This is a genomic window from Selenomonas sp. FC4001 (assembly GCF_000701565.1).
Lineage (GTDB): Bacteria > Bacillota > Negativicutes > Selenomonadales > Selenomonadaceae > Selenomonas_A > Selenomonas_A ruminantium_B.
In genome coordinates, this window is record NZ_JNJF01000006.1 from 34,059 (window position 1) to 46,605 (window position 12,547).

11 protein-coding genes and 2 tRNA genes are annotated in these 12,547 nt (G+C 52.2%); all 13 read left to right on the forward strand.

Going from position 1 to position 12,547, the window contains the following annotated elements; translation table 11 throughout:
* Positions 1 to 52: 52 nt before the first annotated feature.
* The 13 genes from T320_RS02990 (at position 53) to T320_RS03050 (ending at position 12,363) form a co-directional block, all read left to right on the forward strand.
* A complete protein-coding gene (locus T320_RS02990; protein ID WP_037353005.1) occupies positions 53 to 1,552 on the forward strand; it encodes a UDP-N-acetylmuramoyl-L-alanyl-D-glutamate--2,6-diaminopimelate ligase in 1,500 nt (499 codons plus the stop codon).
* A gap of 3 nt (positions 1,553 to 1,555) precedes the next feature.
* A complete protein-coding gene (gene murF / locus T320_RS02995) occupies positions 1,556 to 2,923 on the forward strand; it encodes a UDP-N-acetylmuramoyl-tripeptide--D-alanyl-D-alanine ligase (RefSeq protein WP_037353006.1) in 1,368 nt (455 codons plus the stop codon).
* Between the two features lie 27 nt (positions 2,924 to 2,950).
* Positions 2,951 to 3,901, forward strand: a complete 951-nt coding sequence (gene mraY / locus T320_RS03000) for a phospho-N-acetylmuramoyl-pentapeptide-transferase (protein WP_026759980.1) — start codon at positions 2,951 to 2,953, stop codon at positions 3,899 to 3,901.
* Between the two features lie 16 nt (positions 3,902 to 3,917).
* The gene (gene murD, locus T320_RS03005) at positions 3,918 to 5,279 is read left to right on the forward strand and encodes a UDP-N-acetylmuramoyl-L-alanine--D-glutamate ligase (RefSeq protein WP_037353008.1); all 1,362 of its coding nucleotides are present in this window, start codon (positions 3,918 to 3,920) and stop codon (positions 5,277 to 5,279) included.
* Positions 5,280 to 5,290: 11 nt separating this feature from the next.
* Positions 5,291 to 6,412, forward strand: coding sequence for an undecaprenyldiphospho-muramoylpentapeptide beta-N-acetylglucosaminyltransferase (murG, locus tag T320_RS03010; RefSeq protein WP_037353009.1), 1,122 nt, complete (start codon positions 5,291 to 5,293; stop codon positions 6,410 to 6,412).
* Positions 6,409 to 7,800, forward strand: coding sequence for a UDP-N-acetylmuramate--L-alanine ligase (gene murC, locus T320_RS03015; protein WP_026759983.1), 1,392 nt, complete (start codon positions 6,409 to 6,411; stop codon positions 7,798 to 7,800). The genes murG and murC overlap by 4 nt, the downstream gene beginning before the upstream one ends.
* Before the next feature lie 25 nt (positions 7,801 to 7,825).
* Positions 7,826 to 8,758, forward strand: coding sequence for a D-alanine--D-alanine ligase family protein (locus tag T320_RS03020; RefSeq protein ID WP_037353010.1), 933 nt, complete (start codon positions 7,826 to 7,828; stop codon positions 8,756 to 8,758).
* A 61-nt stretch (positions 8,759 to 8,819) separates the two neighbouring features.
* Positions 8,820 to 9,647: a cell division protein FtsQ/DivIB gene (locus T320_RS03025; protein ID WP_026759985.1), complete on the forward strand. Its 828-nt coding sequence runs from the start codon at positions 8,820 to 8,822 to the stop codon at positions 9,645 to 9,647.
* A gap of 218 nt (positions 9,648 to 9,865) precedes the next feature.
* Positions 9,866 to 10,990 carry a cell division protein FtsZ gene (gene ftsZ, locus T320_RS03030; RefSeq protein ID WP_026759986.1) on the forward strand — a complete coding sequence of 375 codons (1,125 nt, stop codon included), beginning with the start codon at positions 9,866 to 9,868 and terminating at the stop codon, positions 10,988 to 10,990.
* Between the two features lie 79 nt (positions 10,991 to 11,069).
* A tRNA-Tyr gene (locus T320_RS03035) sits at positions 11,070 to 11,155 on the forward strand.
* Between the two features lie 4 nt (positions 11,156 to 11,159).
* Positions 11,160 to 11,236 (forward strand) — tRNA-Met (locus tag T320_RS03040).
* 173 nt (positions 11,237 to 11,409) lie between these two features.
* Positions 11,410 to 12,012: a peptidoglycan recognition protein family protein gene (locus tag T320_RS03045; protein WP_231465838.1), complete on the forward strand. Its 603-nt coding sequence runs from the start codon at positions 11,410 to 11,412 to the stop codon at positions 12,010 to 12,012.
* Between the two features lie 12 nt (positions 12,013 to 12,024).
* Positions 12,025 to 12,363 (forward strand): hypothetical protein, encoded by a 339-nt coding sequence (locus tag T320_RS03050; RefSeq protein WP_026759987.1) that lies wholly within the window; start codon positions 12,025 to 12,027, stop codon positions 12,361 to 12,363.
* Positions 12,364 to 12,547: the final 184 nt, after the last annotated feature.

Below are 12,547 nucleotides of genomic sequence, written 5' to 3' on the forward strand. Positions count from 1 at the left end.
TCCGTTATATAATAGGTAACGGTTCGCATTATGAGGCGAGGGAGGATATTATATGAAGACATTAGCGCAACTGGCAGAACTGGTAAATGGTTCTGTAGTTACCGGCGATAAGAATATAGAGATCAAGGGAATTGAGCATGACTCTCGCAAGGCAGCAGAGGGTACACTCTTTGTGTGCATAGAAGGCTTCCATGTGGATGGTCATAAGTTTATTCCGCAGGCTGTGGAGAAGGGCGCAAAGGCCATCCTGACCACCCGCTCTGCTGAGGCGGTGGACGTGCCGGAAGGTGTTGCTGTCCTGCAGGTGTCGGAGCTGAAAGCGGCTTTGGACGTTATCGTGCCGTTCTTCCATGACTACCCTGCGCAGAAGATGCGGGTAATCGGCATTACGGGTACCAATGGCAAGACCACGACCAGCTATCTTATCCGTGCCATCCTGCGCGAAGCTGGCTACAAGGTGGGGCTTATTGGTACCATTCAGATTATGATGGAGGAAGAAGTATTCCCCATTCACAATACGACGCCGGATGTGGTGGAACTGCAGCACACATTGGCCATCATGCGGGACAAGGGCATGGACTATGTGGTCATGGAGGTTTCCTCCCATGCGCTCGACCAGAACCGTGTGGCCGGTATCGAATTTGATACGGCGGTGTTCTCCAACCTCACGCAGGACCATCTGGACTATCACAAGACGCTGGAAAATTACAAGCTGGCCAAGGCTAGGCTCTTTGACCTGCTCGGTAAAGAGGGCGTTAAGGAAAACAAGACGGCCGTGGTCAATGCCGATGACGAAGCTGGCAAGACCATGCTCGAGCATGCCAAGTGCCGTCATTTGACCTATGGTATCGAAAACAAGGCCTCCCTGCAGGCAACCAATGTGGAAGTTTTGGCCAGCGGGGCAAATTTCACCCTGACAGAAGAATTTCTGGGCAAGCTGGATTTACAGCTCCATATCACGGGCATCTTCAATGTCTATAATGTCATGGCCGCTGTGGGTGCTGCCATTGCGGAGAAGATTGACCCCGCAGTGATTGAGAAAGCACTGCTGAAATTCACCAGTGTGCCGGGCCGCTTTGAACTCGTGAAGGCCGGACAGGATTTCTCCATTATCGTGGACTATGCGCATACGCCGGACGGGGTGGAAAACGTACTCAACACGGCCCGCCGCATTGCGAAGAAGAAGATTATCGCGGTATTTGGCTGCGGCGGTGACCGCGACCGCACGAAGCGTCCGATTATGGGCAGACTGGCGGCAGAGCTTGCCGATGTGGTTATCGCCACTTCCGATAATCCGCGCAGTGAAGACCCCGCGTTTATCCTGAGTGAAGTGGAAGCCGGTGTGAAGGAAACAATCGGCGATAAGCACCATGAGTGCATTATCGACAGACGTGAAGCCATCTTCCGTGCCGTGGAACTTGCCGAAACGGATGATATTGTGATTATCCTGGGCAAGGGCCATGAGGATTATCAAATTCTGAAGGATAAGACGATTCACTTCGACGATAAGGAAGTTGCCCGCGAGGCTGTGGCAGCGAAAAAAGGAGCCTGACGGATGTTTACGCTTAATGAGATTGTAAAGGCCACCAGCGCCAACATATATAAGGAAGAGAAAAAAGAATTCAGCGCCATCGTTACCGATACCCGCAAAATCAGCGAAGGTGTGCTCTTTGTGGCCCTCAAGGGTGAGCGCTTCAATGGTGAGGATTTTGCGGCTGAGGCCTTGGAAAAGGGCGCTGCCGGTGTAGTCGTAAGCGAAGCCTGCGACAAAAAGCAGCTGGAAAAGTGTGCAGGTACGGTTCTGCAGGTTAAGGATACTTTGGCAGCCTATCAGCTGATGGCCAAGGCATGGCGGGATAAGTTCCCGCAAATTCCCGTGGTGGCCATCACGGGGTCCAACGGCAAGACCACGACCAAAGACCTGACGGCGGCTGTGCTCTCGGCTAAAGGTGCTGTGCTCAAGACTCAGGCCAACTTCAACAATGAAATCGGCCTGCCATTGACCCTGTTGGGGCTTAAGAAAGAACATACGGCAGCTGTGGTGGAAATCGGTATGCGCGGCTTCCATCAGATTGAGGCGCTGGCGCCGATTGCTTCCCCGCAGATTGGTATTGTGACCAATGTGGGCGAAACCCATATGGAACTTTTAGGCTCGCTTGAAAATATCGCCAAGGCCAAGCAGGAACTGGTGGAAGCTATTCCAGCCGGCGGCACGGTTATCCTGAATGCCGACAATAAATATGTGGCCGGTATGCGTTCTGCCGCAAAAGAGGGTGTAAAGGTCATGACCTTCGGTCTGGAACAGGAGGCCGATGTCAAGGGCGAGGCCATTCATACGGAAGGCAATGTGACGAAGTTCATGGTGACTTATGCCAATGAGCGCCATGAATATGAAGTCAATATGGTAGGCCGTCATAACGTCTATAATACGTTGGCCGCCATTGCCGCAGGTTTTGCCATGGGGCTGACGCCAGTTGAAGTGCGCGAAGGTCTTTCGCATCTCGAAGCCACGAAGATGCGCTTTGAACTGCAGCAGGTCAAGGAATGGAACGTGGTTAATGACGCTTATAACGCCAGCCCCATGTCTATGACGGCGGCCATCAATACGCTGTCGGAACTTACAAAGGGGCGCAAGATTGCGGTGCTCGGCGATATGCTCGAATTGGGCAGCGTATCCGAAGAAGCGCATCTGCATGTGGGCGAGGAAGTGGCCGAACATGGTTTCACGGCACTTGTCACCCGCGGCGAAATGGGCGAATTTATCGCTAAAGGCGCGGAAAACAAAGGCATGACGGCGGTTTACCGCTGTGCAAGCCATGAAGACGCGGCAGAAAAACTCCATGAACTGCTGCAGCCCGGTGATACCCTGCTCTTTAAGGGCTCCCGTGGCATGGCTATGGAAAAGATTATTGATTTACTCTGATTGAAATATAGATAGTGAGGCATAACATTGGATAGCTTTATATTGGCGGCCGTCATCGCCGCAGGTTTCGTTTTGCTGACCGGGCCGTTTTTCATCCCGGAACTGCATAAGTTGAAGTTTGGCCAGAGCATTCGCGAGGAAGGGCCGGCAAGTCATCAGGCTAAGAGCGGTACCCCCACCATGGGCGGCATTATGATTATCCTCGGGATTACCATTGCCACGCTCGTTGCGGCACCGTTTTCCACGGAAATTCTGTTGGCACTCTTTATCATGCTGGGGCATTTTGTGCTGGGCTTCCTCGATGACTATATCAAGGTGGTCAAGAAACGGAACCTGGGTCTTAAAGCGAAGCAGAAGATGCTTGGGCAGATTATCATTGCGGTGGTTACCATGGTTATCGGCACGCGGATGCTGGGCATTGACACGACCATCTGGCTTCCGGTGCTCGACAGCCACATCAATATCGGCGTTGGCTATTATGCTCTGGTGCTGTTCGTGATGGTGGGCACCAGCAATGCGGTAAATCTCACGGACGGTCTGGACGGTTTGGCCTCCGGTACGGTAGCCATTGCCGCCAGCTCCTATGCTGTGGTCTGCACGCTGCTCGGGCACAGCGATTTGGCTATTTTTGCTACGGCTATGGCTGCTGCCTGCGTGGGCTTCCTGCGCTTCAATGCACATCCGGCCAAGGTGTTTATGGGCGATACAGGTTCTTTGGCGTTGGGCGGTGCCATGGCGGCGTTGGGCATCCTCACCCATACGGAAGTGCTGCTGGCGCTTATCGGCCTCGTGTTTGTCTGTGAGGCGCTGTCGGTCATCATTCAGGTGGCTTCCTTCAAGTCTACGGGCAAGCGGGTGTTCCGCATGAGCCCCATTCATCATCATTTTGAACTGGGCGGCTGGTCGGAATGGAAAGTGGTCTTCGTCTTCTGGACGGTGGGCCTGCTGGCAAGTATTACGGCACTGAAACTGTTATAATTTAGGGGGATTTACCATGGACTTAACGGGCAAAAAGGTACTGATTATCGGCGCTGGCATCAGCGGTTTTGCAGCAGCAAAAATCACCCGCCGTTTAGGCGCGCAGGTTACACTGAGTGATGCTAAGAACGAAGCGGATTTGGATGATGATTTTGAAGAGCTGCGGGACATGGGCGTAAGCTGCGTGTTCGGCCCGCAGGCGGAAGAACTCTTGGACGGGGTGAGCCTCGTGATTGTCTCCCCCGCGGTACCGGCCCGTATTCCATTGATTCAGGAGGCCTACAAACGGAAAATCCGGGTGGCCAGCGAAGTGGAACTGGCGTACCGGCTCAAGAAGGCGCCTATCTGCGCTGTAACCGGTACCAATGGCAAGACTACCACGGTTACATTGCTCGGTCTGCTGCTTGAAAGCCACTATGACAAGGTCGGCGTGGGCGGCAATATCGGCGTGCCTTTGTCGGAGGTGGCTTTGGAAATTCCTGCGGACGGTTATATTGCCGCCGAGATTTCCAGTTACCAGATGGAAGTCACCGAGGAATTCCATCCCCATGTGGCCACGGTCCTCAATGTGACCCCCGACCATATTGTGCGCCATGGTTCCATCGAGGAATACCAGCGTATGAAGGAGCGTATGTTTGCCCAGCAGAAGGGCAAGGATTTCCTCGTGCTCAACTATGATGACGAGCGCGTAAAGGATATGGCAAACCGCGCCAGCGCCCATGTGGTATTCTTCAGCCGTCAGGTGCATCTCCATGAAGGTGCGTACCTTGAAGGAGATATGCTGACCATTGCCTGGAATGGGGAAGATTATCCGCTCTGCACCATCGGCGAATTGGGCATCAAGGGCGCCCATAATGTGGAAAATGCGCTGGCTGCAGCCATGACGGCCTTCCTGGCTGGCTGCACGGCAGAAGAAATGGTGCCGGTGCTCAAATCCTTCCGCGGCGTAGAGCATCGCATTGAATACGTTCGCACGCTGGATGGTGTCGAGTATTACAACGACTCCAAAGCCACCAATACGGATTCGGCCATCAAGGCGTTGGAAACCTTTGATAATGGCATTGTGCTGCTGGCGGGCGGCGATGACAAGATGACGGATTTGACGGATTTCTTGAGCCGTGTCAAAGAGCGCGTTACGGATATGGTGCTCATTGGCGCTGCCGCTGACCGTTTTGAACAGGAGGCCTTAAAGAACGGTTACCCTGCTGAGCATATTCATCGCGCCGGTTTTTCCATGGAAGAAGCGGTCAAAATTGCGCATTTCTTAGCCAAAGCACCGCAGGTGGTACTGCTGTCGCCTGCCTGCGCCAGCTTCGATATGTACAACGGCATGGCGGAACGCGGTCGTAACTTCAAGGATTTAGTAAATAAGTTGTAAGAGGGATGAAGATGAAGATAATTATTTCCGGTGGCGGTACCGGCGGGCATATTTATCCCGCGCTGACCATTATGCGCACCATTGAGGAAAAATATCCGGATACCAGCTTCCTGTATGTCGGTACGCATAAAGGACTGGAAGCCGATATTATCCCGAAGGAAAATATTCCTTTTGCTACAGTGGATATTCAGGGATTTAAGCGCAGCCTGTCACCTGCTAATTTTGTGCGGGCAGGACTGGCGGCTGTGGGCGTGGCTAAAGCTATGAACGTAGTGCGGAAGTTCAAGCCCGATGCGGTTATCGGTACGGGCGGCTATGTTTGCGGCCCGGTACTTATGGCGGCCAGCATGCTCGGGATTCCGACATTGATTCAGGAACAGAATGTAGTGCCGGGGATTACCAATAAAATCCTCGCCAAGTTCGTCACGCGCATTGCGGCGGGCACGCCGGAAGCGGAGAAACATTTTCCCGCAGGCAAGGTTGTCTGCACCGGCAATCCTATCCGCAAGGCGGTGCTTACGGCAACGCGGGAGGAAGGGGCTAAGGCCTTTGGTTTTGACCCGGCCAAAAAGACGGTGCTGATTTCCGGCGGCAGCCGTGGGGCCCGCAGCATCAACAATGCCATGGTGGATGTTCTCGTCGAAGCGGCCAAACAGCGTGAAGTGCAGTATCTGCATGTGACGGGCAAGCTGGACTATGAAGATATTATCGGGCATTTGGCTGAAAAAGGTGTAAACTTAGCCGAAATACCGAATATCAAGGTGGAGCCTTACCTTTACAATATGCCGCAGGCCATGGCTATGGCAGACTTGGTGGTTTACCGGGCAGGCGCGACAGGCCTGGCAGAACTCACCGCACGGGGGATTCCGGCGATTTTGATTCCCTATCCCTATGCGGCCGAGAATCATCAGGAACACAATGCCCGGGCCTTGGAAGCGGCCGGGGCGGCAAAAGTAATCCTGAACCGCGAGCTTAAGAGCGACATCCTGCAAAGCACCCTGCAGGAACTGCTGGCTGATGATGCGAAACTTGCCTCCATGGCAGCGGCCAGCAAATCCTTGGGCAAGCCGCAGGCGGCAGAAGATATTGCGCAAATGGTTATCGATATGACACAGGGGAGAAAGACTAAATGAAACGGCTGAAAGAGCTAAAGGATATTGAAAAAATTCATTTTGTAGGCATTGGCGGTGCCGGCATGAGCCCGCTGGCCAAGATTATGGTGGAGTTGGGTTATGAAGTCACCGGTTCCGACCGAGCTGATTCGGAAGTGATTCAGAACCTCCAAAAATTGGGGGCAAAAATCACGTTGGACGGCCAAAAGGGCGAAAACGTCAAGGGGGCCGACGCCATTGTGGTATCCACGGCCATTCCCTTTGACAACCCGGAAGTGCTCGCGGCCCGTGACCTCGGCATCCGCAAGTTACACCGCTCCGATATCAATGCGGCGCTCGTCAATGAGTACAAGGGTATTGCGGTAGCCGGTGCCCATGGCAAGACCACGACGACCTCCATGCTCGGCGTGGCGCTGACCAAGGCTGGTGTATCGCCGACAGTTGTTGTGGGCGGCGAAATGCCGGACCTCGGCACCAATGCCATTCTGGGCGAGAGCGAGTACCTGACCTCCGAAGCCGATGAAAGCGATGGCTCTTTCCTGAAACTTCATCCGCATATCGCTGTGGTCACCAATGTGGAAGATGACCATATGGATCATTACGGTACGATGGAGAACATCATCAAGGCCTTCACGCAGTTCATTCAGAATGTGGACAAGGAAACGGGCTGGGCTGTACTGTGTTTCGACAACGAGAACCTGCGCAATATCGCCAAGGTCGTTGACCGCAAGTTCTATACCTATGCCATTGACCATGAAGCTGATTACATGGCGAAAAACATCAAGACCAATGGCAAGGGCATTGCCTTTGATGTGGTGCATGGTGAGGAACTGCTGGGCCATGTTTCTCTGAACATTCCGGGCCGTCATAATGTGCTCAACGCATTGGCCTGCATTGTGACGGGACTTACCATAGGCGTGGAGTTTGAGAAGCTGGTGGCAGGTCTTTCTGCCTTCCATGGAGCCAAGCGCCGTTTCCAGACCAAGGGCAGGGCGAAAGGCGTCTGGGTGGTTGACGATTATGCTCATCATCCGACGGAAATTGCCGCGACGCTCAAGGCGGCCAAGGAGCTGAATCCGCAGCGTTTGGTATGCGTATTCCAGCCGCACCGTTATTCCCGCACGCAGCTCTTGCATGAGGAATTTGGCAAGGCGTTTGTCTCTGCAGACCGGCTGATTCTCACGGATATCTACAGTGCCGGTGAAGCGCCGATTGAGGGCATTAACGGCGAGACGATTCTCAATGAAGTGCGCAAGCAGTCCGGTCAGGATGTCATTTACATTCCGCAGCGGGAAAAACTGGCCGGGTATTTGGAAAGCGAGTCCCAGGACGGCGACTTAATCATCACCATGGGCGCCGGGGATATCTACAAGACTGGCGAAGAATTAGTGGAACTCTTGAATAAGTAAGATTGGAAAGCAGGATTAAGATACAATGAAGCAGGATAAAATAGTAGTAGTTATGGGTGGTACTTCCACCGAAGCCGAAGTTTCCCGTCGTACTGGCAAGGCCATTTTGGATGCTCTCAAGGAAAAAGGCTATAATGCCGAAGGCATGGAACTCAATCCCCAGACCTTTGCTATGGACATTCAGAAAGCCGGCGCCAAGATGGTGTTCAATGCTCTGCATGGCAAGTTCGGTGAAGACGGCCTCTTGCAGGGAACGCTCGATATGCTCGGCATTCCCTACACGGGCTCTGGGGTGCTGGCGGCGGCTATCACCATGGACAAGGCTGCTTCCAAGCGAGTCTTTATCAGTGAGGGGATTTCCACACCGAAATGCCATACCTATAACAGCTTTGAGCAGAAGCGTGACCTGGCTGGCGAAATCCTGGCCGAGTTCGGCCTGCCCGTAGTGGTTAAGGCTGCTTCACAGGGCTCCAGTATCGGTGTGTACATCGTGGAAAAAGAGGAAGAACTGGCACCGGCCATCAAGGAAGCCTTCTCCTTCAATGACGAAATCCTGGTGGAAGAATTCATCAAGGGCCGCGAAATGACCGTTGCTGTCTGGGGCGATGAAGATAAGAAGGAAGCCTTCCCGATTATCGAAATCACGACGACTTCCGGCCGTTATGACTACAACAGCAAGTACACGAAAGGTGCTTCTGCGCATATCATTCCGGCGCCGGTCAGCGAAGAAAAGACCCGTGAAATGCAGGAACTGGCAATTAAGACCTACACGGCCTGTGGCTGCAAGGGCGTAGCCCGCGTGGATATGATGTACAGCGAGGATGAAACGCCCTATGTCATCGAAGTGAATTCCGTACCGGGCATGACGGAAACCTCTCTGGTACCGGATGCTGGCCGGGCGATGGGCATTGAATTCCCGGAACTGTGTGAGCGTATTTTGGAAATGGCAGGTTTCTAAAAAAGCCTTCGCGCAATGCGGCGGCTGAAGTTTGCTGGCAGATATGAAAGGAGGCAAAACAATGGACGAAAAAGAAATAGCCGAGGCAGAAGAACAGGAATTGGGTAACCAGTTTCCGCCGCCGAAAAAGCTTCGCCGCAGTCCCCGGCGCCTGCTAAAGGGGCTGGCCTTTCTCATCATCTGCGGCGGCATTATGTCCATTATTGTCTATTCGCCTCTTTTCACTCTGCAGCGGGTGGTGCTTACGGGGAATACTTATCTGAATGAGGAGGATATCCTGACCAGTGGGCGGCTGCATAAGGGCGAACCGCTGTTTCAGTTGCAGACCAGTGAAGTTACCCAAAATCTCATGAAGGATTTGCGCATTGAAAGCGCTGTAGTGCGGCGGCGCGTGCCAGATACTTTGGAGATTGAGGTCAAGGAGCGGATGCCTGTGGCAACCGTGGCCTGCGAGTATGGTTATCTGGATTTGGACAGGCAGGGAAAGGTCATTGGCAGTTATAAAAAACTGCGAAAGATGCCCATCCCGCTGATTACCGGCACCAAGATGCATGATATGTACATTGGGGACGATAACAAGGACAAGCGGGTGGCCAAGGTGTTGGAATTCCTGTCCCAGTTGGATGAGGAAGCCCTGAATCATCTGTCCGAAGTCAATGTGACCAATCCTGACGCCATTATGGCTTATACCAATCAAGCCGTGCAGATACGATTGGGGAATTTCGAACGCTGGGATGAGAAGGCAAAACTCACCCGGGATTTCCTGCTGAATTTGCCCCATGCCCGCCATCAGATTGAGTATGTGGATTTCAGTTATACCGCGCCTTTTATCCGGCTGAAAGATAAGCTGGTTGACCCGGATGTGAAGGTCAATGAAAAAGCGCAGTGAATTCGCCATCATAGTGATATAAAATGGAGCCGTTTGGCTCCTTTTTTCGTGCATAAATGGGGATTTATGATTTTTGTTAATTTTTTTCGGGAAAGTTATAGCATTATAAGCCAATAAATGGTAGAATTAAGGAGTATATTTGTGTGGACTAGAAATCCCGGTGGACAGTTTACTGTTTGCACGGGATATAGAATACGAACGTCATGGGGGTTAACGCTGTGTTTGAATTGGATGATAATGGCCTCGACCAGTTGGCCAAGATTAAAGTAATTGGTGTAGGCGGCGGCGGCAGCAATGCTGTTAACCGCATGATAAACTTCGGACTGCAGGGGGTCGAGTTTATCGCAGTAAATACCGACGCTCAGGCGCTGTTGAAGTCTTTGGCTCCGAAGCGCATGCAGATTGGCGAGAAGCTCACCCGGGGATTAGGTGCAGGTGCTCGTCCGGAAATCGGGCAGAAAGCGGCCGAGGAAAGCCGCGACGATATTTTGGAAGCTTTGCGCGGGGCTGATATGGTTTTCGTTACCGCTGGCATGGGTGGCGGTACTGGTACTGGTGCTGCACCGGTAGTCGCAGAATGTGCACGGGAAATCGGCGCGCTGACGGTTGGCGTTGTGACCAAGCCCTTCGGCTTCGAAGGCAAGAAGCGTGAACGCAATGCAGAATCTGGTATTGCGAACCTCAAGCAGCATGTGGATACCATCATCACGATTCCGAACGACCGCCTGATGCAGGTCGTGGATAAAAAGACGCCGATTACGCAGGCTTTCCAGATTGCGGATGATGTTCTGCGTCAGGGCGTTAAAGGTATCTCCGATTTGATTGCCCTGCCGGGTCTGGTAAATCTGGACTTTGCTGATGTGCAGAGCGTTATGAGTAACGCCGGTTCTGCCCTCATGGGTATCGGCGAGGCTTCCGGTGAAGGTGCTGCCATTGAGGCTGCTAAGGCAGCTATTGCTTCTCCGTTGCTGGAGACGAGCATCGATGGTGCGCGCGGTATCCTCCTCAACGTCACCGGTGCCGAAGAAAACCTCAGCATGTACGAAATTCAGGAGGCTTCCGAAGCCATCCATGATGCTGCTGACAGTCAGGCTAACATCATCTGGGGTGCGTCCATTGACAATACCATGGGTGACAAAGTTCGCGTGACCGTTATCGCTACGGGCTTTGATGCACCGGAAACCATCGGTGTACAGCCGCAGGCAGCTCCTTCCGCTGCTCAGCCGGTAATGCCGAACCTTAATCTGAGTCAGGGTGCACCTGCCGCTGATGGCGATGCACAGCAGACGGTATCTCCGGCTGCAGACTTCATTGATATTCCGGTTTGGATGCAGAAAAAATAATTATATGTAAAAATAATTATTGACAAGCGTTGAGAATATAGATATAATATATCTTGTTCTTAACGCTTGTTGCGTTAATGGGTAGGTGGCCGAGTGGTTAAAGGCAACAGACTGTAAATCTGTCATCTTCGGATTACGATGGTTCGAATCCATCCCTGCCCACCACTTTGGCGGCATAGCTCAGTTGGCTAGAGCATGCGGTTCATACCCGCAGTGTCAGGAGTTCAAATCTCTTTGCCGCCACCAATATGAAGTCTTGAGCACATCAGTAATGATGTGCTTTTTCTTTGCGTGAGTGACAGGGACTAAATTCCCTAATGTATTCTTAATATTTATCATAATTTTTTCAGAAACAGATATTATAATATAACCCGTCGTTTGGTAAGATTGGAATGGTTGGCATGAAACGCAGAGACTTCTTGAAAAACTTGATACTGCTGAGTACTGGTGCGGTACTGCTGCCTCAACTGTGGAAAGCAAAGGCAGCGGAAGCAGCCTGGAACGCTGATGGGGGTGCAGTGAACGCTGAGGGACGTGATTCGCTGCTGGGAATTCCCATTCAGGAAACGAATTTTGAATTCTCTTCTTTGCAGAACCGGGAAACCACGGATGCTATCGTCATTCATCATGTGGGTAATACCAATCGGGATGTATCCGCAGCGGAGATTGACCGCTGGCACAAGAATAACGGCTGGGCCGGCATTGGCTATCACTTCGTCATCCGCAAGGATGGCACCATCGAGCGGGGGCGTCCTATGGATATGCTCGGGGCTCACTGCTATGGAGAAAACTGGCATACGATTGGCGTAAACATTGTGGGCGAATTCGACAATAACGAACCGGAGCCGGCACAGATGCAGTCGGCGGCAAAACTTTTGGCAGCCCTCTGTCGTTACTATGGCATTGCTCCAGACCGCCAGCATATCGTGGGGCATCGGGATTATAATTCCACTGCCTGCCCTGGACAGCTGCTTTATGACAGACTGCCCCGGCTGGTGACCATGACCCGCAAATACTATTAAGGAGCGAGGAAGATGCGTTACCGCTGGTTTGTTGATGAGGAAAAGCAGACAGATGAATATGGCGTGCCAGTGAGTCGGGCGGAGTATGATGAAGCATTGCATCCGCAAAAGACTCCTGTATACCAACCGAAGGAAATGCTGGCCATAGCTGTGGTGGCGTTTATACTGGTTTATGAATGGTTTGTTGGAGACAGCGCTCATGTCATGTTTATGTGTGTGTCTTTCCTAACATTTGAATTGCGTCCTTTAGCCAGACTTTGTTTGGGGAAAAACGGTCGGGCCGTAAGCAATGCACTGACAGGTTTCAGTATTGCTATGTTCGTGGGGACACTGTTTTGGACATTTTTGTGAATTTGCGTTTATTAATGCAAATTTTCGCACATTTGCCAAAAATAATTATAAAAAATTATTTACATTTTTTTGCAATGGCAGCAGGAGATTGGTGCCGCAGGGCGAATATTAAATAATATGAGATTGATTGTTAGTGGAATACAATCACCTGTAGTTGCGTTCTGTCTCTACCATGATATGCGTC

Coding starts and splice junctions, on each gene's coding strand:
- T320_RS02990 (WP_037353005.1), top strand. CDS start 53: ATGAAGACATTAGCGCAACTGGCAGAACTGGTAAATGGTTCTGTAGTT.
- murD (WP_037353008.1), top strand. CDS start 3,918: ATGGACTTAACGGGCAAAAAGGTACTGATTATCGGCGCTGGCATCAGC.
- T320_RS03025 (WP_026759985.1), top strand. CDS start 8,820: ATGGACGAAAAAGAAATAGCCGAGGCAGAAGAACAGGAATTGGGTAAC.
- murC (WP_026759983.1), top strand. CDS start 6,409: ATGAAACGGCTGAAAGAGCTAAAGGATATTGAAAAAATTCATTTTGTA.
- murF (WP_037353006.1), top strand. CDS start 1,556: ATGTTTACGCTTAATGAGATTGTAAAGGCCACCAGCGCCAACATATAT.
- T320_RS03020 (WP_037353010.1), top strand. CDS start 7,826: ATGAAGCAGGATAAAATAGTAGTAGTTATGGGTGGTACTTCCACCGAA.
- murG (WP_037353009.1), top strand. CDS start 5,291: ATGAAGATAATTATTTCCGGTGGCGGTACCGGCGGGCATATTTATCCC.
- T320_RS03050 (WP_026759987.1), top strand. CDS start 12,025: ATGCGTTACCGCTGGTTTGTTGATGAGGAAAAGCAGACAGATGAATAT.